This window comes from Pantoea sp. paga (assembly GCF_007558755.1).
Classification (GTDB): Bacteria; Pseudomonadota; Gammaproteobacteria; order Enterobacterales; family Enterobacteriaceae; genus Pantoea; species Pantoea agglomerans.
Map to the genome: position 1 here is coordinate 524,149 of NZ_VLTF01000002.1, position 23,097 is coordinate 547,245.

17 protein-coding genes are annotated in these 23,097 nt (G+C 56.2%); 16 read left to right on the forward strand and 1 reads right to left on the reverse strand.

Annotation, left to right across the window (positions count from 1 at the left end; genetic code table 11):
* Window positions 1-17: 17 nt before the first annotated feature.
* The 11 genes from aroA to FOV68_RS08170 all read left to right on the forward strand — a co-directional run bounded on the left by aroA (window position 18) and on the right by FOV68_RS08170 (window position 12,856).
* Window positions 18-1,304, forward strand: a complete 1,287-nt coding sequence (aroA, locus tag FOV68_RS08120) for a 3-phosphoshikimate 1-carboxyvinyltransferase (protein ID WP_031594113.1) — start codon at window positions 18-20, stop codon at window positions 1,302-1,304.
* 198 nt (window positions 1,305-1,502) lie between these two features.
* Window positions 1,503-2,189 (forward strand): (d)CMP kinase, encoded by a 687-nt coding sequence (cmk, locus tag FOV68_RS08125; RefSeq protein WP_031594112.1) that lies wholly within the window; start codon window positions 1,503-1,505, stop codon window positions 2,187-2,189.
* A 108-nt stretch (window positions 2,190-2,297) separates the two neighbouring features.
* Entirely contained in the window at window positions 2,298-3,971 is a 1,674-nt protein-coding gene (gene rpsA / locus FOV68_RS08130) for a 30S ribosomal protein S1 (protein ID WP_003849352.1), read from the forward strand.
* 82 nt (window positions 3,972-4,053) lie between these two features.
* Complete coding sequence (gene ihfB / locus FOV68_RS08135; RefSeq protein WP_003849360.1) at window positions 4,054-4,338, forward strand: integration host factor subunit beta; 285 nt, start codon at window positions 4,054-4,056, stop codon at window positions 4,336-4,338.
* Window positions 4,339-4,541: 203 nt separating this feature from the next.
* Window positions 4,542-6,797, forward strand: a complete 2,256-nt coding sequence (locus tag FOV68_RS08140; RefSeq protein WP_186289722.1) for a DNA internalization-related competence protein ComEC/Rec2 — start codon at window positions 4,542-4,544, stop codon at window positions 6,795-6,797.
* 34 nt (window positions 6,798-6,831) lie between these two features.
* Entirely contained in the window at window positions 6,832-8,580 is a 1,749-nt protein-coding gene (gene msbA, locus FOV68_RS08145; protein ID WP_143990593.1) for a lipid A ABC transporter ATP-binding protein/permease MsbA, read from the forward strand.
* Window positions 8,577-9,563, forward strand: a complete 987-nt coding sequence (gene lpxK, locus FOV68_RS08150; RefSeq protein WP_143990594.1) for a tetraacyldisaccharide 4'-kinase — start codon at window positions 8,577-8,579, stop codon at window positions 9,561-9,563. The genes msbA and lpxK overlap by 4 nt, the downstream gene beginning before the upstream one ends.
* Window positions 9,564-9,602: 39 nt before the next feature.
* Window positions 9,603-10,817: a winged helix-turn-helix domain-containing protein gene (locus FOV68_RS08155; RefSeq protein WP_143990595.1), complete on the forward strand. Its 1,215-nt coding sequence runs from the start codon at window positions 9,603-9,605 to the stop codon at window positions 10,815-10,817.
* A 105-nt stretch (window positions 10,818-10,922) separates the two neighbouring features.
* A complete protein-coding gene (locus tag FOV68_RS08160; protein WP_003849374.1) occupies window positions 10,923-11,105 on the forward strand; it encodes a Trm112 family protein in 183 nt (60 codons plus the stop codon).
* A complete protein-coding gene (gene kdsB / locus FOV68_RS08165; RefSeq protein ID WP_010254955.1) occupies window positions 11,102-11,851 on the forward strand; it encodes a 3-deoxy-manno-octulosonate cytidylyltransferase in 750 nt (249 codons plus the stop codon). Before FOV68_RS08160 ends, kdsB begins: the two co-directional genes overlap by 4 nt.
* A 111-nt stretch (window positions 11,852-11,962) precedes the next feature.
* On the forward strand, window positions 11,963-12,856 hold the full coding sequence (locus FOV68_RS08170) for a fructosamine kinase family protein (protein WP_039387601.1): 894 nt from the start codon (window positions 11,963-11,965) through the stop codon (window positions 12,854-12,856).
* Here the strand turns inward: FOV68_RS08170 and elyC are convergent.
* Window positions 12,836-13,621, reverse strand: coding sequence for an envelope biogenesis factor ElyC (elyC, locus tag FOV68_RS08175; protein ID WP_083068550.1), 786 nt, complete (start codon window positions 13,619-13,621; stop codon window positions 12,836-12,838). The genes FOV68_RS08170 and elyC overlap by 21 nt on opposite strands.
* Window positions 13,622-13,746: 125 nt before the next feature.
* Between elyC and cmoM the strand changes: the two genes are divergently transcribed.
* The 5 genes from cmoM (at window position 13,747) to ldtD (ending at window position 23,000) form a co-directional block, all read left to right on the forward strand.
* Window positions 13,747-14,532, forward strand: a complete 786-nt coding sequence (gene cmoM, locus FOV68_RS08180; protein ID WP_031594104.1) for a tRNA uridine 5-oxyacetic acid(34) methyltransferase CmoM — start codon at window positions 13,747-13,749, stop codon at window positions 14,530-14,532.
* Window positions 14,529-15,851 carry a chromosome partition protein MukF gene (gene mukF / locus FOV68_RS08185; RefSeq protein ID WP_003849384.1) on the forward strand — a complete coding sequence of 441 codons (1,323 nt, stop codon included), beginning with the start codon at window positions 14,529-14,531 and terminating at the stop codon, window positions 15,849-15,851. Before cmoM ends, mukF begins: the two co-directional genes overlap by 4 nt.
* Window positions 15,832-16,557 carry a chromosome partition protein MukE gene (gene mukE / locus FOV68_RS08190; protein ID WP_022625940.1) on the forward strand — a complete coding sequence of 242 codons (726 nt, stop codon included), beginning with the start codon at window positions 15,832-15,834 and terminating at the stop codon, window positions 16,555-16,557. The genes mukF and mukE overlap by 20 nt, the downstream gene beginning before the upstream one ends.
* The gene (gene mukB, locus FOV68_RS08195; protein ID WP_039387595.1) at window positions 16,554-21,041 is read left to right on the forward strand and encodes a chromosome partition protein MukB; all 4,488 of its coding nucleotides are present in this window, start codon (window positions 16,554-16,556) and stop codon (window positions 21,039-21,041) included. Before mukE ends, mukB begins: the two co-directional genes overlap by 4 nt.
* Before the next feature lie 147 nt (window positions 21,042-21,188).
* Window positions 21,189-23,000, forward strand: a complete 1,812-nt coding sequence (gene ldtD, locus FOV68_RS08200; RefSeq protein WP_143990596.1) for a L,D-transpeptidase — start codon at window positions 21,189-21,191, stop codon at window positions 22,998-23,000.
* Window positions 23,001-23,097: the final 97 nt, after the last annotated feature.

Sequence of the window (23,097 nt, forward strand, 5' to 3'; positions counted from 1 at the left end):
TGAGGATTTCGTTTCACATGCAGGACTCCCTGACTCTCCAACCGATTGCGCGCGTCAACGGCACGGTAAATCTGCCCGGCTCAAAGAGCGTTTCCAATCGTGCATTGCTGCTGGCTGCTCTGGCTAAAGGTACAACCCGTCTCACCAACCTGCTCGACAGCGACGACGTTAAGCACATGCTGAATGCGCTGACCGCGCTTGGCGTAAACTATACGCTTTCCAGCGATCGCACCCTGTGTGAAGTGACGGGAAATGCCGGGCCACTGCACGCATCTCAACCGCTGTCACTGTTTCTGGGCAATGCCGGAACCGCAATGCGTCCGCTGGCCGCGGCGCTTTGTCTGGGCCAGCACGATATCGAACTGACCGGTGAACCCCGCATGAAAGAGCGTCCGATCGGGCATCTGGTTGACGCACTTCGTCAGGGCGGAGCAACCATTGAGTACCTGGAAAACGAAAACTATCCGCCGCTGCGTTTACGCGGTGGTTTTACCGGGGGGGAAGTCAGTGTGGATGGCAGCGTTTCCAGCCAGTTCCTGACAGCGCTGCTGATGACCGCGCCGCTTGCACAGCAGGATACCTGCATCACCATCAAAGGTGATTTGGTGTCGAAACCTTACATCGATATTACCCTCAATCTGATGCAGTGCTTTGGCGTCGAGGTTGAGAATCAGAACTATCAGCGCTTCCTGATCAAGGGACAGCAACAGTATCAGTCGCCGGGTGATTACCTGGTTGAAGGCGATGCCTCTTCCGCTTCCTATTTCCTGGCCGCTGCCGCCATTAAAGGCGGAACGGTTCGTGTTACCGGGATTGGACGCCAGAGTGTGCAGGGTGACATCCGGTTTGCTGACGTGCTGGAAAAGATGGGCGCGACGATTGAGTGGGGCGATGATTACATTGCCTGTACGGCCGGAAAACTGCAGGCCATCGATATGGATATGAACCATATTCCGGATGCTGCAATGACCATCGCGACTACAGCGCTATTTGCAGAGGGCACCACCCGGTTACGCAATATTTATAACTGGCGGGTAAAAGAGACCGATCGACTGAGTGCAATGGCTACAGAGCTGCGTAAAGTCGGGGCAGAAGTCGAAGAGGGTCATGACTACATCCGTATTACGCCGCCAGCGACGCTGATTCATGCGGATATTGGTACCTACAATGACCACCGCATGGCGATGTGTTTCTCTCTGGTTGCACTTTCTGATACCCCGGTGACCATTCTCGATCCTGGCTGTACTGCTAAAACCTTCCCGGACTATTTCGTTCAGCTGGCTAAAATAAGCCAGAGCGCCTGATATCTCCCTTTCCGGTGCGGTTCGCACCGGAACTCCCCTGATTTTATCTGGCTGTAACAGGCCAGAGATCCTCTGAATTGACTAAGATTACGAACCTGATCAGTGCGAAAGGGTAACCAAGCCGTGCTATGCAGCGTATAATGCTAGTCATTAATGGTGACCGAAAGGTCAGGAAGCACGCAGCAACAGGAGGGAATAATGACAGTAACTGCCCCGGTCATAACTATTGATGGGCCAAGTGGAGCGGGAAAGGGAACCCTGTGCAAAGCGATGGCGGAATCGTTGCAGTGGCATCTGCTGGACTCCGGTGCTATTTATCGCGTGCTGGCGTTAGCCGCATTGCATCATCAGGTGGATATTGAATCTGAAGAAGCGCTGGTGCCGATTGCCGCTCACCTGGATGTGCGCTTTGTGTCACAAAATGGTGAAATGCAGGTCATACTTGAAGGTGAAGATGTCACCGGTGAAATCCGTACTCAGGAGGTCAGCAACACCGCCTCACGTGTTGCCGCTTTTCCCCGGGTACGCGAAGCGTTATTGCGCCGCCAGCGCGGTTTCCGCGAGATGCCGGGCCTGATTGCTGATGGCCGTGATATGGGCACCGTGGTTTTTCCGGATGCGCCAGTGAAAATTTTCCTTGATGCCAGCCCGGAAGAGCGTGCTCAGCGCCGTATGCTACAGTTGCAGGATAATGGCTTTAATGTTAACTTTGACCGCCTTTTAGCCGAGATAAAAGAACGCGACGACCGCGATCGTAATCGCGCAATTGCGCCTTTAGTAGCCGCTGGCGATGCATTGGTTCTGGACTCTACCGAGATGTCTATCGATCAAGTCATTGAAAAAGCGCTACAATATGCCCGCGAGAAGCTGGGTATTACGGCTTAACTGAATCTACCACCCTGTACCATGGATCCGGTGCCGGGCATGTGAAACAACCCCATCCGACATGAAGTCAGATGGACGTTAAATTGAAGAATCCTGAAGATTATCAATATGACTGAATCTTTTGCTCAACTATTTGAAGAATCCTTAAAAACAATCGAAACCCGCCCGGGTTCTATCGTTCGTGGCATCGTCGTTTCTATCGACAAAGATGTCGTTCTGGTTGATGCGGGTCTGAAATCTGAATCTGCAATTCCTGCAGAGCAGTTCAAGAACGCAGCCGGCGAACTGGAAATCCAGGTAGGCGACGAAGTTGATGTTGCTCTGGATGCAGTGGAAGACGGCTTCGGTGAAACCCTGCTGTCCCGTGAGAAAGCTAAGCGCCATGAAGCATGGATCACGCTGGAGAAAGCTTACGAAGACGCTGAAACTGTTACCGGTGTTATCAACGGCAAAGTTAAAGGCGGCTTCACAGTTGAGCTCAACGGTATCCGTGCGTTCCTGCCAGGTTCACTGGTAGATGTGCGTCCGGTGCGCGATACGCTGCACCTAGAAGGCAAAGAGCTTGAATTCAAAGTGATCAAGCTGGATCAGAAACGCAACAACGTCGTGGTTTCACGTCGTGCGGTTATCGAATCCGAAAACAGCGCAGAGCGCGATCAGCTGCTGGAAAACCTGCAGGAAGGCATGGAAGTCAAAGGTATCGTTAAGAACCTGACTGACTACGGTGCATTCGTTGATCTGGGCGGCGTTGATGGCCTGCTGCACATCACTGACATGGCATGGAAACGCGTTAAGCATCCAAGCGAAATCGTCAACGTGGGCGACGAAATCACCGTTAAGGTGCTGAAGTTCGACCGCGAGCGTACCCGTGTTTCTCTGGGTCTGAAGCAGCTGGGCGAAGATCCATGGGTTGCTATCGCTAAACGCTATCCGGAAGGCACCCGCCTGACCGGTCGTGTTACCAACCTGACTGATTACGGCTGCTTCGTGGAAATCGAAGAAGGCGTTGAAGGTCTGGTACACGTGTCTGAAATGGACTGGACCAACAAAAACATCCATCCGTCTAAAGTTGTTAACGTAGGCGACGTGGTTGAAGTTATGGTTCTGGACATTGACGAAGAGCGTCGTCGTATCTCCCTGGGTCTGAAGCAGTGTAAATCTAACCCATGGCAGCTGTTCGCTGAGACGCACAACAAAGGCGATCGTGTTGAAGGTAAAATCAAGTCAATCACTGACTTCGGTATCTTCATCGGCCTGGATGGCGGCATCGACGGTCTGGTTCACCTGTCTGACATCTCCTGGAACGCGACTGGCGAAGAAGCCGTTCGTGAGTACAAAAAAGGCGACGAAATCGCTGCCGTTGTACTGCAGGTTGATGCAGAGCGCGAGCGTATCTCTCTGGGCGTTAAACAGCTGGCAGAAGATCCGTTCAACAACTACATCACTTTGAACAAGAAAGGTGCCATCGTCACCGGTAAAGTGACTGCAGTTGATGCTAAAGGTGCTACAGTTGAATTAGCAGACGGCGTTGAGGGTTACCTGCGCGCTTCTGAAGCTTCACTGGACCGCATTGAAGATGCAACTCTGGTTCTGAACGTTGGCGACGACGTTGAAGCTAAGTTCACCGGCGTTGATCGTAAAAACCGTGTCGTAAGCCTGTCTGTCCGTGCGAAAGACCAGGCTGATGAGAAAGAAGCTATCAATACTGTTAACACCAAACAGGAAGAAGGCAATTTCTCTAGCGCTATGGCTGAAGCGTTCAAAGCGGCTAAAGGCGAGTAATCGGCCTGAAGCACCGGGTGGGCAACCACCCGGTTTCGGTAAAAGCTGTCATACATTCCCACAGGGATAAACCGGAGGTTACATGACCAAGTCAGAACTGATCGAAAGACTGGCGGGACAGCATACTCATATACCGGCGAAAGTCGTTGAGGATGCAGTAAAAGAGATGCTTGAGCACATGGCCACTACGCTGGCACAGGGCGAACGCATCGAAATCCGGGGATTCGGCAGCTTTTCTTTGCACTATCGCGCTCCGCGTACTGGACGTAACCCGAAAACGGGTGACAAAGTGGATCTGGAAGGTAAATACGTTCCCCACTTTAAGCCAGGCAAAGAGCTGCGCGATCGCGCAAATATCTACGGCTAAGCCGATACCGAACCAGATAAACGACATCTCCGGATGTCGTTTTTTTTGTCTGCGATTCAGGCTCAGACCTGACATCCGGATTGCTGTCATCAACACTGCAACGCCGCACTTTCTTTGCGAGACCGCTCCAGCCCGCCTGATCATCCGCTGTTACTTTCACCGCCTTTGCCCAGAATAATCGAACTGAATTAATGGATACGATTATGCTGACATGGATCGTTCTGGCGCGACTGGCGATCGTTGCAACGTTACCGCTACTGCTGATGGCCCGGCTGCCTTCCGGTGAGGTGATGGGGGGCTTCCTCCTCACAGGACTGGCTCTGCTGCATTGCCCTTACCAACCTGTCCGTCTGGCCGGTATTACTCTGCTGTTTCTGGCATGGGCCTGTAACGACGCCCGTCTCATGGTACGGGATATTGAAAATTTCTCGGCGCGTCCTGCCACCTACACCCTTCAGATCAGTGAACTGCGGAAAGAGCGGAAGCAAATCCGGGTTCGTCTGCTGAAAGAGGAGGGCAGGATGATTTTTCCGCCTCGCTTTGCCTGGCTCTGGTTTGATGCTGATCCGGAGATCTACTGTCCAGGACAACGCTGGACGATGAAACTGCGCCTGCGACCGGTACATGCCCGCCTTAATGAGGGCGATTTCGATGCGCAGCGTTTTGCACTGGCTAATAATACGCCGCTTCAGGGACGAATCCTTGAACAGGCAGCGGTAAGCGATCGTTGTGATAGCCGCTGGCGATTTATTTTATGGCATCGTGACAGGACCCGTGCAATGCCTGCGCGTGCAACGCTGGAGGCACTGGCTTTTGGCATTCGGGATGAGATGAGCCAGCAGACGCGACAGCTACTGCGGGATACCGGTACCGCGCATCTGATGGCGATATCGGGCATGCATATCGCCCTGGCCGCCAGCACCGGCTGGATGATTGCGCGTGGGGTGCAATTTATCTTGCCAGCCCGTTATATCAGCTATGTTTTTCCTCTCATCGTGAGCTGGCTGTTTGCTGCAATCTATACCTGGCTTTCCGGTGCACAGCCTCCCGCAGAGCGTTCACTGCTTGCCCTGACGCTATGGGCGATAACACGGTTTGCGGGTGTTCAGCTGAATAGCTGGCAGGTCTGGACGTTCTGTATTGCGTTGCTGCTGGTAACCGACCCGCTGACCGTGCTCTCTGACAGCTTCTGGCTCTCGGTACTGGCTGTCGGCATGCTGCTGGTCTGGTATCACTGGTTCCCGCTGCCTGCGGCGTTCCGTCGGCAACGGCGCTGGATTCCGGTACAGTTGCTGCATTTACAGGCGGGCATGATGATTTTAATGGTGCCGTTGCAGGTGGCGATTTTTAACGGTATCAGCCTGACTGCGCTGGTGGCAAATGTTGTCGCGATTCCGGTCGTCTCGTTTATTACCATGCCTCTGGTGACGCTCGCCCTGCTGCTGCCGGTAGCGCATTTATCCGGCTTCTTCTGGGGAGCGGCCGATCTCTCTTTACGTGCACTGTTTCATTGCCTGACGTTGCTGCCACCAGGCTGGTGGCCGCTGAGTGGTACAACCTGGTTTACGGTCATGGTATGGGGCGGTCTGATTCTCTGGCGTGCGCAACTCTTTTTCTCTCTGCCGTTAAGCAGCGGCGCCTTAGCGCTGGCAATGATACTGAGTCGCCAGCCAAATCAGGAGCAGGGCTGGCGAATCGATATGCTGGATATCGGGCACGGTCTGAGTCTGGTGATCAGCCAGGGCGACGAGGCAGTGATGTATGATACCGGCCCGCGCTGGCAGAACGATAATGCGGGGAGTCGGGTGATCATTCCGTGGCTGGAGCGCAGGCAGTTACGCTTAAAACAGGTCATCCTGAGTCATAAACATCTGGATCATACTGGCGGGCTGGAGGCGATTATTCAACGCTGGCCAGCGGTTGAAGTCAGAAGTGCGCTGGCTGATGAGGCACACTTACCCTGCGTACGTGGCACGCAGTGGCGCTGGCGGCAGCTCCACTTTCGGGTGGTCTGGCCGCTGACGGCACCCCTGCCGGGCGGGAATAATGACTCCTGTGTGGTGATCGTCGATGATGGTCAGGTTCGTCTGATGTTAACCGGTGACATTGAAGCGAAAGCGGAACGCCAGCTGGTGGCGCTGGAGAAGCAGGGGCTGAAGGTCGATATCCTGCAGGTCCCGCACCACGGCAGCCGAACGTCGTCGACCTCATTGCTGCTGCGTAAAGCCGCAGGCCACACCGCTATCGCCTCGCTGGCACGCTACAATGCATGGCGTATGCCCGCGAAAAATGTGCTGGAAAACTATCGAACGGCTGGTTTTCACTGGCTGGATACGGGTCAGTCAGGACAAATCAGTATCAGGATAGAGCAGGGCAGAGCGCAGGTTTCCACCTTGCGGGATCAATTAATGCCCCGTTGGTATCATCAGTGGTTTGGCGTCAAACGCGAATCCAGGTAGAATGGCCGGCTATTTCCAACAGCGTGAATAAATAATGCATCAAGATAAAGATCTCTCTACGTGGCAGACGTTTCGCCGACTCTGGCCGATGATCGCGCCTAACAAAGCGGGATTAATTGCGGCCTCAGTCGCCCTGATTATTAATGCTGCGGGCGACGCCTTAATGCTCTCACTGTTGAAACCGTTACTGGATGATGGTTTTGGTAAAGCTGACAGATCGGTGATGCTGTGGCTGCCGTTAGTGGTTATTGGCCTGATGCTGGTACGCGGAGTTACCAGTTATATCTCCAGCTACTGCATCTCCTGGGTCTCTGGCAACGTCGTGATGAACATCCGCCGCCGTCTGTTCAGCCATATGATGGGCATGCCGGTTTCGTTTTTCGACCAGCAGTCAACCGGCACCCTGTTGTCACGCATTACTTACGATTCTGAGCAGGTCGCCTCCTCTTCTTCGGGCGCGCTGGTCACCGTAGTGCGTGAAGGGGCTTCCATTATTGGCCTGTTTATCATGATGTTCTACTACAGCTGGCAGCTGTCGCTGATCCTGATTGTACTGGCACCTATCGTCTCCTTTGCTATCCGCACCGTCTCTAAGCGCTTCCGCACCATCAGTAAAAGTATGCAGAACACTATGGGGCAGGTGACAACCAGCGCCGAGCAGATGCTGAAAGGGCACAAAGAAGTGCTGATTTTTGGCGGACAGGACATTGAATCGGAGCGCTTTTCCCGCGTCAGTAACCGGATGCGTCAGCAGGGAATGAAACTCGTTTCAGCCTCCTCCATTTCCGATCCGATTATTCAGCTGATCGCGTCACTGGCACTGGCTTTTGTGCTCTATGCCGCCAGCTTCCCCAGCGTCATGGATACCCTGACAGCCGGTACCATCACCGTGGTCTTCTCCTCGATGATTGCCCTGATGCGCCCGCTTAAGTCTCTGACCAACGTCAACGCCCAGTTCCAGCGTGGGATGGCGGCCTGTCAGACACTCTTCTCTATTCTGGATAGTGAGCAGGAAGTGGATAACGGTACGCGCGAAATCACCCGTGCTAAAGGGGATATTGAATTCCGTGATGTGACCTTTACCTACCCTGGTCGTGAAATTCCGGCACTGCGTAATATCAATCTGTCGCTGCCGGCAGGAAAAACGGTGGCGCTGGTGGGCCGTTCCGGTTCCGGTAAGTCTACGATGGCGAGCCTGCTGACCCGCTTTTATGACATCCAGCAGGGCGAAATCCTGCTGGACGGTCATGATCTGCGTGAGTACAGCCTGCGCACATTGCGTAATCAGGTGGCGCTGGTGTCACAGAATGTGCACCTCTTCAACGACACCATTGCTAATAACATCGCGTATGCCCGCAGTGAGCAATACAGTCGTGAAGAGATCGAGCAGGCGGCCACCATGGCGCATGCCATGGACTTTATCAATAAAATGGATAAAGGCCTGGATACGATGATTGGCGAGAATGGCGTGCTGTTATCTGGCGGTCAGCGTCAGCGTATTGCCATTGCCCGTGCGTTATTACGTGATTGCCCGATCCTGATCCTCGATGAAGCCACCTCGGCGCTGGATACCGAGTCTGAACGCGCGATTCAGTCTGCACTGGATGAGTTGCAGAAGAACCGTACCTCGCTGGTAATTGCGCACCGACTCTCTACCATCGAGAAAGCGGATGAAATCGTGGTAATTGAAGATGGCCAGATTGTTGAACGCGGTACGCATCAGGTGCTGTTAGCAGAACGCGGTGCCTATGCACAGCTGCACAAGATGCAATTCGGCCAATGATTGAACATATCTGGAGTGGTCGCTCAGCGCTATGGCTGCTGCTATGGCCATTCAGCCTGCTGTATGGTGCGATCACGGCCCTGATACGCTTCAGTTACAGGCGCGGCTGGCGTAAAAGCTGGCGTGCGCCCCTGCCGGTCGTGGTGGTGGGTAACCTGACTGCTGGCGGGAATGGAAAGACGCCGGTGGTCATCTGGCTGGTCGAGGCGTTACAGCAGCGCGGCCTGCGCGCTGGCGTGGTATCCAGAGGCTATGGCGGCAAGGCGGAACACTATCCCTTGCTGGTCACGGCGCAGACCCCCACCGAACAGGCCGGGGATGAGCCGGTATTGATTGCCCAGCGCACTGGGGCGCCGGTCGCGGTCGCGCCTCAACGGCGTCGGGCGATTGAGGCGTTACTGAAACAGGGTTCGCTGGATGTGATCATCACGGATGATGGCCTGCAACATTACGCCCTGCAGCGCGATCGCGAAATCGTGGTGGTTGATGGAGTCCGTCGTTTTGGTAATGGCTGGTGGTTGCCTGCCGGACCGATGCGTGAACGTGCCGATCGTCTGCAGCAGGTCAATGCAGTGATCATCAACGGCGGCGAAGCACAGCCCGACGAGATTGCCATGCAACTTCAGCCCGGGCTGGCCACCAATCTGCTCACCGGTGAAAGCTGCCCGACTGAGCAACTGGGTGCGGTAGTCGCTATGGCCGGTATTGGTCATCCCCCGCGTTTTTTCACCACGCTGAAACAGCAGGGTATAACGCCGGTCGCAGAGATCGCCTTTGCCGATCATCACGCCTACAGCAAAGATGAACTGACCCGATTACTCCAGGCGGGTCAGCAACTGCTGATGACCGAAAAGGACGCGGTGAAATGCCGTCACTTTGCCCAGCCTGACTGGTGGTATTTGCCGGTCGATGCCCGTTTGACCGGTAACGCCGTGACGCCGTTACTGGACGATATTGAACAACTCTGTCGCCATATTTCCTGATACCCGCCCCCGTTCAGGTGAAGCCTGATAAGGAAGAGGATGAACAGTACGCATTCACTTTCGCTACAGCAAGCACGCCACCTTCATCTCGCCGCGCAGGGCCTGCTGCGAGCTCCGGCAAAACGCGCTGTTTATCAGGATCTGATTAACTGCATTTCCCGCATGTCGCTGCTGCAAATCGATACCATTCATGTGGTGGCCCGTAGTCCGTATCTGGTGCTGTTCAGTCGCCTGGGGAACTATCCTCAGGCATGGCTGGAACAGGCTCTGGCACAGGGTGAACTCTTTGAGTACTGGGCGCACGAAGCCTGCTTTATTCCCCGTGCCGATTACAGGCTTCTTCGTCATCGCATGCTGTCGCCGGAACGTCTGGGCTGGAAATACAATGCGCAATGGGTCGCTGAGCACCAGCAGGCCATTGCCGGATTACTGCAGCAGATCAGAGACAACGGCCCGGTACGCGCCGCCGATTTTACCCACGCCGATAACCCGAAGTCAGGCTGGTGGGCATGGAAACCGCACAAACGTCATCTGGAAAATCTGTTCAGTGCCGGTGAGTTGATGGTCACCGAACGCCGTAATTTTCAGCGTGTCTACGATCTGCGCAGCCGCGTAATGCCCGACTGGCAGGATGCGATACATGGCATCAGTGAAGCGGAGGCAACCCGTCAGATGCTGATGAACAGCGCCCGCAGCTTAGGGGTTTTCCGCGCGGCCTGGCTGGCGGATTACTATCGCCTGAAGCGGGCACCCGTGAATGACTTTATCGCTGACGCCCAGGCTGCGGGCGATCTGGTCGCCGTCAATACAGAGGGACTGGGCGCAATGTGGCTGCATCGCGACTCTTTGCCGTTGCTGGAGACGCCGCTGCAGGCGACGCACAGCGCGCTGCTGTCGCCGTTTGATCCGGTGGTCTGGGATCGCAAGCGCGCGCGGGAGCTGTTCAATTTTGACTATCGTATTGAGTGCTATACCCCGGAGGAAAAACGCAAATTTGGCTATTTTGTTTTGCCCATCCTCCATCGTGGTCAGATAAAAGGGCGACTGGATGCCCGCATGTTGCGTCAGGCAAAACAGCTGGAGATTAAAAATATCTGGCTGGAGAAGAAGACCCGCGTTACGGCGCGATTTTTAGTGGATATCCGGCGTGCTATCGAACGCTTTGCGACGTGGCAGGGTGCTGAAAGCGTCGCTATTTTGCAGGCACCCGACGCGCTTAACGATCAGTGGCCAGCCCTGTGGACGCTGGATTAATCAATTTTGCGGCAGCCGCTGCGGGATGGCGTTTTACCCCATCCCGCACGAGCCGCGCTATGGTATGCTTGAATCCTTAAGCATTCGGTCCCTGATGGAGGACATATGGATCATCGTTTACTCGAAATCGTTGCCTGCCCGGTTTGCAATGGCAAACTCTACTTCAACAATGCTCAACAGGAGCTGATCTGCAAACCCGACGGCCTGGCCTTCCCGGTCCGGGACGGCATTCCGGTGCTGCTGGAAACAGAAGCCCGCACGCTGTCAGTTGAAGAGATTCATCCATGAGTTTCACCGCTATCATTCCTGCGCGTTATGCGTCAACCCGCTTACCCGGCAAGCCGCTGCTCGATATCCACGGTAAACCGATGGTCGTGCATGTAATGGAGCGGGCCCGTGAATCGGGTGCCAGCCGGGTCATTGTTGCCACCGATCATCCCGACGTGGCGCAGGCAGTGGAAGCGGCAGGCGGCGAAGTCTGCATGACGCGCGCCGATCACCAGTCTGGCACTGAGCGGCTTGCGGAAGTGATCGAAAAATATCAGTTTGCCGATGATGAAATCATCGTAAACGTGCAGGGCGACGAGCCGATGATTCCGGCCGAGATTGTGCGTCAGGTGGCGACCAATCTGGCGGGATCGGCGGCCGGGATGGCGACGCTGGCGGTGCCGATCACCGATGTGGAAGAAGCCTTTAATCCGAATGCGGTGAAAGTCGTCATGGATGTGAATGGCTACGCGCTCTATTTTTCACGGGCGACCATCCCCTGGGATCGTGAACGGTACGCCGCATCGCGCGAGCAGATCGGTGATACGCTGCTGCGCCACATTGGCATCTACGCCTACCGTGCTGGTTTTATTCGCCGCTATGTCGCCTGGGCGCCTTGTCCTCTGGAACAGATTGAGCTGCTCGAGCAACTGCGTGTTTTATGGTACGGCGAAAAAATTCATGTCGCCGTCGCGAAAACCATTCCCAGTGTGGGTGTGGATACGCCAGACGATTTGCAACGCGTTCGTGATGCCATGCAGGCCTGACAAACGGGGAGCCTGTCTCCCCGTTTCAGCGCAACGTTCTTGATCCGCCGCTAAACTTATCTCCAACACTTCCTTCAGGATATTGTGATACTCATCTGAGGAGGATGCCGCATGGAACAGCTTAAATCGGAACTCACGCTGGCGCTGGGTGAAACCATCAGCCGCCTCGAAATGATCAGTGAACATCCACCCACCCGGCTTTATGCGTTATACGATCGGGACGGGCGCCCCATGCCGGTGGTGGCGAAATATTTTCGTCATCAGGGCCGGGCGGCGATGGAAGCCAGAAAGCTGGCGCTGCTGGGCCAGGCCGGACTGATCGCCGTGCCGGCAGTCTATGGTCTGGTGATGAGCCAGCAGCCGCCGGTGCATGAAATGCTCCTGCTGGCGCGACTGAATGGCGTGACGGCGGAGGCACCTGCGCGGGATGCTCAGCGCTGGCAGCAGTTTTGCGAACAGGTGGTCGAGGGAGTGCTGGCCTGGCACCGGCTCGACAGCCATGGCCTGGTCGGTACAGTGGACAGCACGCAGCAGAACAGCTGGCCTGCCTGGTATGCACAACGGGTTGAGGTGCTATGGGCGACCCTGAGCTATCTGCGTCCGCCAGCCTTTACGCTGGAAGATCGCCAGATTCTGTTTCGCTGCCGGGCGCGACTGACGCATCTGTTTCGCGGTTTCGACGATCCCTGTGTGATGGTTCACGGCAACGTGCAGTTGCAGAGCATGCTGAAAGATAGCCGCAGTGACCAGTTAATCGCGATGACACAGCCGGGCACCATCCTCTGGGCACCCCGTGAATACGATCTTATCCATCTGGATACCTCGCCTGCCGAAACGGCGCTGTTGCACAGCTACCTGCAACGGGCGCCTGTTTCAGAAGGTTTTGTCTGGCGTCGGTGGGTTTATCAACTGTGGGACTGCATTGATCATCTGGTACAGACCGGCACGTTTAATCGTCCGCGTTTTGACCATGCACGCGCGCAATTACTTCCCTGGCTCGGCTGAGTCCGATTCCTCGCCTTTCAGCTGTTGCAATAGTGTGCCAAGCGTTTCGTAGACCGCACGTTCGCTGTGACTCAGCCAGATCGATGAGGGTATCGCCCGTTCCCATCCATTCAGCGGTGACGTAATCGCCAGCTGATTCGCGGGAGCGGCCATCGGTTTCAACCCGACAGCGTGGAAAAAGCGTATTGCCCGCGGCATATGATTCGCTGATGTGACCAGCAGAAACGGGCGATCGCCCACCACGGTTTTAACTGCCTGCGCTTCATCCGCGGTGTCACGGGGCTGGTCGAGAATCTGAATATGTTCGCGGGGTATGCCCAGACTTTCCGCCACCTGTGCCGCTACCCAGGCGCTACTCTTTGGGTTGGTGCCGCCCGCTGCGCCGGTAAAAATCAGGGTCGACTGCGGATTCCGCTGCCACTGACGAACGCCTTCTGCCACGCGCGGCAGACTGTTATTCAGCAGGTTCGAGCTGGGTGCCCACGCCGGGTTAAAGGTGTAGCCTCCACCCAGCACCACAATGTAGTCCACCTTCTCTGATCCGTTCCAGGTCGGATAGCGGCTATCCAGCGGCAAAAGCAGACGATCGGCCAGCGGTTGCAGGCTCAGCAGCAGCAGTAACAGCCAACTGACGGTGATCACGGTTTTGCCGCTTTTCTGCCAGCCAGTAAACCAAAGCAGTAAAATGCCAAGCGCCATCAGCAAAAGCAGAAACGGCAAGGGTAAAAGCAGCCCGCCGATAACTTTTTTAAGGGTAAATAACATCAAAAAAGAGTCCTGTTGTCCGAAAATAGAGCACCCGGAAGGGAAGATGGGGATGAAAGGTTCATTCTTCTGGTGCCTGTGACAAAATAGCACAAGTCTCACCGCAGCATACCGGAGCGCATGCCATGCAGGATCGTAACTTTGACGATCTCGCGGATAAATTTTCGCAAAATATTTACGGCACCACTAAAGGGAAGATACGCCAGGCCATCCTCTGGGATGAGCTGGAGAAGATAGTGCCCGGTCTGTCACCGCACCCGCTGTCGGTGCTGGATGCTGGCGGCGGTGTCGGCCAGGTCTCCAGCGGGCTTGCTGCGCAGGGCCATCAGGTTCTGCTGTGCGACCTTTCCAGCGAGATGCTGCGCCGGGCCGCGGAAAATGCGGCGGCGCAGGGTGTGAGCCACAACATGCAATTCAGACAAATTAGCGCTCAGCAGGTGGGTGAACATTTGGATAAGCCGGTGGATCTGGTATTGTTCCACGCTGTGCTTGAGTGGGTCGCTGAACCGGAGAAAGTGCTGAAAGCGCTGTTCGATCTGCTGCGTCCGGGGGGCGTCATGTCGCTGATGTTTTACAATCTGCACGGCCTGACATTGCGCACCTTAACGCTGGGTAACTTCGGCTATCTGCGCACCAACCTGACCAAACGCAAAAAGCGAACGCTGTCGCCTGACTATCCGCGCGACCCCGAGCAGGTCTATCGCTGGCTGGAAGCGTGTGGCTTTGTGATTGAGCAGCGTGCCGGGATCCGGGTGTTCAGTGACTACATGAAGCCGCCGAAGGGCGAGCCAAAAAGCGACGACGAAATTATTGAGATGGAGCGGCGTTACTGCCGTCAGGAACCCTTTTTGAGCTTAGGGCGCTACATCCACGTGACCGCGCGTAAACCCGGGCAGAAGGACGAATTATGAGTGAATTTTCCCAGACGGTACCTGAACTGGTCTCCTGGGCGCGCAAAAATGACTTTTCCCTTGCGCTGCCAGTGGAACGTCTGGCCTTTTTGCTGGCTATCGCCACCCTCAACGGTGAGCGGATGGATGGCGAAATGAGCGAAGGCGATCTGATTGATGCTTTCCGTCACGTCAGTAAAGCTTTCGAACAAACCCATGAAACCGTGTTGGTTCGTGCCAACAACGCCATCAACGACATGGTGCGACAGCGCCTGCTCAACCGTTTTACCAGTGAACTCACTGAAGGCAATGCCATCTATCGCCTGACGCCGCTGGCGATCGGCATCACCGACTATTACATCCGTCAGCGTGAGTTCTCGACCCTGCGCCTGTCGATGCAGCTGTCGATTGTGGCCAATGAGCTTAAGCGGGCAGCCGATGCCGCGCAGGAAAACGGCGATGAGTTTCACTGGCACCGCAATGTTTTCGCGCCGCTGAAATATTCCGTGGCGGAGATCTTCGACAGCATCGATATGACCCAGCGTCTGATGGATGAACAGCAGCAGGCGGTTAAAAATGATATCGCCGAACTGTTGAACAAAGACTGGCGCGCGGCCATCTCCAGCTGTGAAATGCTGCTTTCTGAAACCTCAGGGACGCTGCGTGAACTGCAGGATACGCTGGAAGCCGCAGGCGACAAACTTCAGGAAAATCTGCTGCGCATTCAGGATGCCACGCTGGACAGTCCCGATCTGGGCTTCGTCGATAAGCTGGTGTTTGATCTGCAAAGCAAACTCGACCGTATTACCAGCTGGGGCCAGCAGGCGATTGACCTCTGGATCGGCTATGACCGCCACGTCCATAAATTTATTCGTACCGCCATCGACATGGATAAAAACCGCGTCTTTGCGCAGCGCCTGCGGGTATCGGTGCAGAATTACTTCGACGCGCCCTGGGCGCTGACCTATGCCAACGCCGACCGCCTGTATGACATGCGTGATGAGGCGCTGACGCTGCGTAACGACGAAGTAATGGGTGAACTGCCGCCGGAGATGGAGTACGAAGAGATCAACGAAATCCGCGAACAGCTGGCAGCGATGATTGAAGAAGCGCTGCAGGTCTACAAATCGCAACAAAAACCGCTCAACCTCGCGTCAGTGATGCGCGACTACCTGGCCCAGTATCCCCGAGCCCGCCATTTCGATCTGGCGCGTATTGTGGTGGATCAGGCGGTGCGCCTTGGCGTAGCGGAAGCTGATTTAGCCGGTTTGCCTGTGGAATGGCAAGCCATCAATGATTACGGAGCCAAGGTGCAGGCACATGTCATCGACAAATATTGAACAAGTGATGCCGGTTAAGCTGGCACAGGCACTGGCCAACCCGATTTTTCCTGCGCTGGACAGCCAGTTACGCGCCGGACGCCATATCGGTATCGAAGAGCTGGATAATCACGCTTTTCTGATGGACTACCAGTCGTTTCTCGAAGAGTTTTACAGCCGCTATAACGTTGAGTTAATTCGTGCGCCGGAAGGCTTTTTCTATCTGCGTCCGCGTTCAACCACGCTGATTCCGCGTTCCGTGCTCTCTGAACTGGACATGATGGTCGGGAAGATTCTCTGCTATCTCTATCTCAGCCCGGAACGACTGGCCAATGAAGGTATCTTCACCCAGCAGGAGTTGTACGACGAACTGCTCTCTCTGGCCGATGAGAACCGCCTGCTGAAGCTGGTCAATCAGCGTTCAACCGGTTCGGATCTGGATCGCACCAAACTGCAGGAGAAAGTGCGCGCCTCTCTGAGCCGCCTGCGTCGCCTTGGCATGGTGTGGTTTTTCGGCAACGACAGCAGCAAGTTCCGCATCACGGAATCGGTGTTCCGCTTTGGTGCCGACGTGCGCGGCGGTGATGATGCCCGTGAAGCGCAGCTTCGTCTGATTCGTGATGGCGAAGCCATGCTACTGGAAAACGCGACAGCACCGGTCGACACCGATGAAGGTGAAGGACAGGAAGGTGACGCGAGTGAGAACGCAGAGGAAGAACAGGCATGATTGAGCGCGGAAAGTTTCGTTCGCTTACGCTGATCAACTGGAACGGCTTTTTTGCCCGTACCTTTGATCTCGATGAATTAGTGACCACGCTGTCAGGCGGTAACGGTGCGGGTAAGTCCACCACGATGGCGGCATTTGTCACCGCGCTGATCCCCGATTTAACGCTGCTGCACTTCCGTAACACCACCGAAGCGGGCGCGACTTCAGGATCCCGTGACAAGGGTCTGCACGGTAAACTGCGGGCCGGCGTCTGCTACTCCATGCTCGATGTCGTGAACTCACGCCATCAGCGTGTCGTGGTCGGTGTCCGTCTGCAACAGGTCGCCGGACGTGATAAAAAGGTCGATATCAAGCCATTCAGTATCCATGGCCTGCCCACCGACACCAACCCAACCGATATGCTGACGGAAGTGCTCAACAGCCGTCAGGCACGCGTATTACCGCTGAACGAAGTCAAAGAGCGGGTTGAGGCGCAGGAAGGCGTGCAGTTCCGCGCCTATAACTCAGTCACCGATTATCACGCCATGCTGTTTGATCTTGGCGTGGTGCCGCGTCGTCTGCGCTCTGCCAGCGATCGCAGCAAGTTTTATCGTCTGATTGAAGCCTCGCTGTATGGCGGTATCTCCAGCGCCATCACCCGATCGCTGCGTGATTACCTGCTGCCAGAAAACAGTGGCGTGCGCAAAGCGTTCCAGGATATGGAAGCCGCGCTGCGCGAGAACCGCATGACGCTGGAGGCGATCCGCGTTACCCAGTCTGACCGGGATCTCTTCAAGCATCTGATCTCCGAGGCGACCAGCTACGTTTCGGCTGACTATATGCGCCACGCCAACGAGCGTCGGGGACACCTCGACAGCGCGTTACAGCTGCGCAGCGAGCTGTTCAGCAGCCGTAAGCAGCTCGCCACCGAGCAGTATCGTCATGTTGAGATGGCGCGCGAACTGGCTGAGCACAGTGGTGCAGAAAACGATCTTGAAGTCGATTATCAGGCTGCCAGCGATCACCTGAACCTGGTACAGACGGCGATGCGTCAGCAGGAGAAGATTGAGCGCTACGATGCGGATATCGAAGATCTGACGCTGCGGCTGGAAGAGCAGACCGAAGTGGTCGCAGAAGCGCGTGAAATTCAGGAAGAGAATGAAGCGCGTGCCGAAGCGGCTGAGCTGGAAGTGGATGAGCTGAAAAGCCAGCTGGCCGATTTCCAGCAGGCGCTCGACGTGCAGCAAACCCGCGCTATCCAGTATCAGCAGGCATTGCAGGCGCTGGAGCGCGCTCGCACGCTCTGCCAGCTGCCCGATCTGAGCATTGAAAATGCGGCTGAATGGCAGGAAAGCTTCCAGGCCAAAGAGGAAGAGGCGACAGAACGGTTGCTGCGCCTGGAGCAGAAGCTGAGCGTAGCGGAAGCGGCGCACAGTCAGTTTGAACAGGCGCTGGCGCTGGTGACCAGCATTGCCGGTGACGTGACCCGTCAGGATGCCTGGCAAACCGGCCGCGAACTGCTGCGTGATGCCAGCAACCAGCGTCATCACGCCGAGCAGCTCTCTTCGCTGCGTCTGCGTCTCAATGAGCTGGAACAGCGTCTGCGCGAACAGCATGAGGCGGAGCGTCTGCTGGCGGAATTCTGCAAGCGTCAGGGGCAGCATTATGAAGCGGATGCGCTGGCAGGCCTGCAGCAGGAGCTTGAAGCACAGATTGAACAGCTGAACAGCAGCGTTTCCGACGCCGGTGAGCAGCGCATGATGATGCGCCAGGAGCTGGAGCAGCTGCGTGAACGCATCACCAGCCTGACCGCCCGTGCGCCACACTGGCTGGCGGCGCAGGAGATCCTGACCCAGCTTAGCGAGCAGACCGGCCAGGCGCTGAACAGCAGCCAGGACGTGACCGAATATATGCAGCAGCTGCTGGAGCGTGAGCGTGAAACCACTGTCGAGCGCGACGAAGTGGCCGCTCAAAAACGTGATATCGAGCGGCAGATTGAACGTCTTAGCCAGCCGGGCGGTGCGGAAGATGCGCGCCTGACCCAGCTGGCAGAACGGTTTGGCGGCGTGTTGCTGTCAGAGATTTACGATGATGTGACGCTGGATGATGCGCCGTACTTCTCGGCGCTCTACGGTCCGTCGCGTCATGCGATTGTGGTGCCGGATCTCTCCCGCGTTCGTGAGTTGCTGGATGGTCTGGAAGAGTGTCCGGAAGATCTCTACCTGATCGAGGGTGATCCGCAGTCGTTCGATGACAGCGTCTTCAGCGTCGATGAACTGCAGAATGCAGTGGTGGTGAAGGTGGCGGAGCGTCAGTGGCGCTACTCCCGCTTCCCGAAAATACCGCTGTTTGGCCGCGCGGCGCGTGAGAATCAGCTGGAGCTGCTTCACCTTGAGCGCGATAAGCTGGCCGAACGCTACGCCACGCTGTCGTTCGACGTGCAGAAAACGCAGCGTCTGCATCAGTCATTCAGCCGCTTTATCGGCAGTCATCTGGCCGTCGCCTTTGACGCCGATCCGGAAGCGCAGATCCGTCAGCTCGGCGCGCGCCGGGGTGAGCTGGAGCGGGCGCTGAATCAGCATGAGAGCAACAATCAGCAGCAGCGTCAGCAGTATGAGCTGGCCAAAGAGGGCGTGTCACAGTTAAACCGGCTGCTGCCACGCGTCAATCTGCTGCTGGACGACACGCTGGGCGATCGCTGTGAAGAGATCCGCGAGCAGGTCGATGCCGCACAGGAAGCGGCGCGCTTCCTGCATCAGCATGGCGCTAAGCTGGCGAAACTGGAACCGATTATCGCCGTGTTGCAGAGCGATCCGGAACAGCATGAGCAGTTACAGGCGGATTATCAGCAGGCGCAGCAGCAGCAGCGCAACGCCCGTCAGCAGGCCTTTGCCCTGACAGAGGTGGTGCAGCGTCGCGCCCACTTCAGCTACGACGACTCGGCCAGCATGCTCAATGGCAACAACGACCTCAGCGATAAGCTGCGTCAGCGTCTGGAGCAGGCTGAGGGCGAACGCAGCCGCAGTCGTGATCGCCTGCGTGAACATCAGGCGCAGCTGACGCAATACTCCCAAGTGCTGGCCTCGCTGAAAAGCGCCTATGACGCCAAACGCGACATGCTGAAAGAGCTGCAGCAGGAGATGCAGGATATTGGCGTCCAGGCTGACAGCAGCGCGGAAGAACGCGCGCGTGTTCGCCGTGACGAACTCTACACGGCACTGAGCCACAACCGCGCCCGCCGCAATCAGCTGGAGAAACAGCTCACCTTCTGCGAAGCGGAAATGGATAACCTGCAGAAGCGACTGCGTCAGCTGGAGCGTCAGTATCATCAGGTACGCGAACAGGTGGTCAGCGCCAAAGCGGGCTGGTGTACCGTACTGCGTCTGGTGAAAGAGAATGGCGTTGAGCGTCGTCTGCATCGTCGTGAACTGGCCTACCTGAGCGGCGATGAGCTGCGCTCTATGTCGGATAAAGCGCTGGGTGCGCTGCGTCTGGCGGTAGCAGACAACGAACATCTGCGCGACGTGCTGCGACTGTCGGAAGATCCAAAACGTCCGGAACGTAAAATTCAGTTCTTTATTGCGGTTTATCAGCATCTGCGCGAGCGTATTCGTCAGGATATTATTCGTACAGACGATCCGGTCGAAGCGATTGAGCAGATGGAAATCGAACTGAACCGTCTGACGGAAGAGCTTACGGCGCGTGAGCAGATGCTGGCAATCAGTTCGCGCAGTGCGGCCAACATCATCCGTAAAACGATCCAGCGTGAACAGAACCGCATCCGCCAGCTAAACCAGGGTCTGCAGACCGTCAGCTTTGGTCAGGTACGCAGCGTGCGGCTCAACGTGAACGTGCGTGAAACCCACGCCATGCTGCTGGATACGCTGTCGGAAGAGCACGAGCAGCATCAGGATCTCTTTAACAGCAATCGGCTGACCTTCTCGGAGGCGCTGGCGAAGCTCTATCAGCGTCTTAATCCGCACATTGATATGGGGCAGCGTACGCCGCAGACCATCGGTGAGGAGCTGCTGGACTACCGCAACTATCTGGAGATGGAAGTGGAAGTCAACCGCGGTTCCGATGGCTGGCTGCGCGCAGAGAGCGGGGCGCTCTCAACCGGTGAAGCGATCGGTACCGGTATGTCCATTCTGGTGATGGTGGTGCAGAGCTGGGAAGAAGAGTCCCGCCGTCTGCGCGGCAAAGATATTTCGCCATGCCGACTGCTGTTCCTTGATGAAGCGGCCCGTCTGGATGCCCGCTCCATCGCCACGCTGTTTGAACTGTGTGAGCGACTGGAGATGCAGCTGGTGATTGCAGCACCGGAGAATATCAGTCCGGAAAAAGGCACGACCTACAAACTGGTGCGTAAGGTGTTTAATAACACCGAGCATGTGCATGTGGTCGGTCTGCGTGGTTTTGCTGCCGATCCTTCGCCGGTGCGTGCGGGAAGCGACGCAGATGCGCTGCCCGATTTAACCGCTGAAAATTCGCAGGCGGAAACGTAGTCAAAAACTGAACCATTCGTTAATCTGGTTACGGCATTTGTCGCATGAGGCAAATGCCGTTTTTGTTTGTATACTCACATGATGAGTCACAGCGCGGTCGCAGTGGATACAGGGAACACTGCGAAGTTGAAAAACAAGGGGGCAGGGATGTTGCTGGTAAAAAAATTAAATCATCATCGCGTTCTATCATTGTTAGCGCTGGCGCTAACGGTTGTTCCATTTACGCTACCGCAGGCCGCTGTCATCGCCGCTTTGCCCGGGACAACGCAGGCGGCTATCTCCGTTTCCGAAAGTCAGCAACGCATCCGGCAGGCGTTTTCCAGCGCCGATCAGCCGTTTTATCTGGCACCGCTGGCGACGCTCTATGCATCCCGCCATATGCAACCGCTCTGGCAGGATCCCCAGGCGGTGCAAAAATTTCAGCAGCAGCTGGCTGAAGTGGCGCTTTCCGGCGTTCAGCCACAGTTCACGCGCTGGATTGAGCGTCTGACTAACCCGGCGATAACCGGCTTTGCCCGGGATGTCGCGCTGTCCGATGCGATGCTGGGCTATCTGCAATTTGTTTCGAATGTGCCGACGCAGGGTGAAACCTGGCTTTACAGCAATGTTCCCTACCGGCTGACGCAGCCGTCGGTGGCGGTCGTGAATCAGTGGCAGAACGCGGTCAATGCAGGTTCAGGCAACACGTTTATTGCGTCACTGCAGCCGCAGCACCCGCAGTATCAGCCGATGCACGCCGCGCTGAAAACCCTGCTAGGCGATAAGCAGCCCTGGCCGCAGTTGAAAAGCAGTGAAACACTGCGTCCGGGACAGGTCAGTGACGATGTTCCGGCGCTGCGTGAAATCCTGCAGCGCAGCGGCATGTTAACGTCGCAGGTTAATGCGCCGGCACCGGATGACGATGCGGTGCCGGTGGCCGCCTCACCAGTGACCCACAGCGACCAGCCGGTTGCGGTCAGCCCTTCCGCCGCGCCAGTCACCGATCTGTCTGCGCCTTCACTGCAATCGCCGGGTAACGTTCAGAGTCAGACGCTGGAAGGGAATACCGCCAATGTCTATGACGAGACGCTGGTGGCGGGTGTGAAGCGTTTCCAGCAGTGGCAGGGACTGGATGGCGACGGTGCTATCGGTGCCAGAACGCGGCAGTGGCTTAACGTCTCTCCGCAGATGCGTGCTTCATTGCTGGCGCTGAACATTCAGCGACTGCGCCTGCTGCCGGACGATATGCACAACGGCATTATGGTGAACATCGCCAACTACTCGCTGATTTATTACAACAACGGCAACAAGATCCTCTCATCACGGGTCATCGTCGGGCGTCCCGATCGCAAAACGCCGTTGATGCGCAGCGCGCTCAATAATGTGGTGCTGAACCCGCCGTGGAATGTGCCAACCACGCTGATGCGCAAAGATATCATTCCGAAAGTGAAGCAGGATCCGACCTATCTCTATAAGCACGGTTATACCCTGTTGTCGGGCTGGAGCGCTGATGCTGAAGTGATCGATCCCAGCATGATCGATTGGCGCATGGTTACCGCTTCATCGTTCCCCTATCGGTTGATTCAGGCACCGGGTGTGGCGAATGCGCTGGGCCGCTATAAATTTAATATGCCCAGCTCAGATGCGATCTATCTGCACGACACGCCGAACCACAACCTGTTCCAGCGTGATATCCGCGCGCTCAGCTCAGGCTGCGTCCGGGTAAATAAAGCGTCTGAACTGGCAGGTTTATTATTGCAGGATGCTGGCTGGAACGATGCCCGCATCTCCAGCACGTTAAAAGAGGGTGACACCCGCTACGTGCCCATCCGCCATCGCATCCCGGTCAATCTCTATTATCTGACGGCGTGGGTCGCTGATGATGGCAAACCGCAGTTCCGCACAGATATTTACAATTATGATGACACCGCCCGTTCGGGCAGTCAGGCACTGAGTCGGGCTGAGCAACTGCTGCTCTAGTGATTGATTTTAAATCGTTAGCGGCGCGCAGGTTACTCACATAAATCTTATCAAATGACGATCCCTGGCGGGATCGTCACGCAAAGAGATTGCAGAT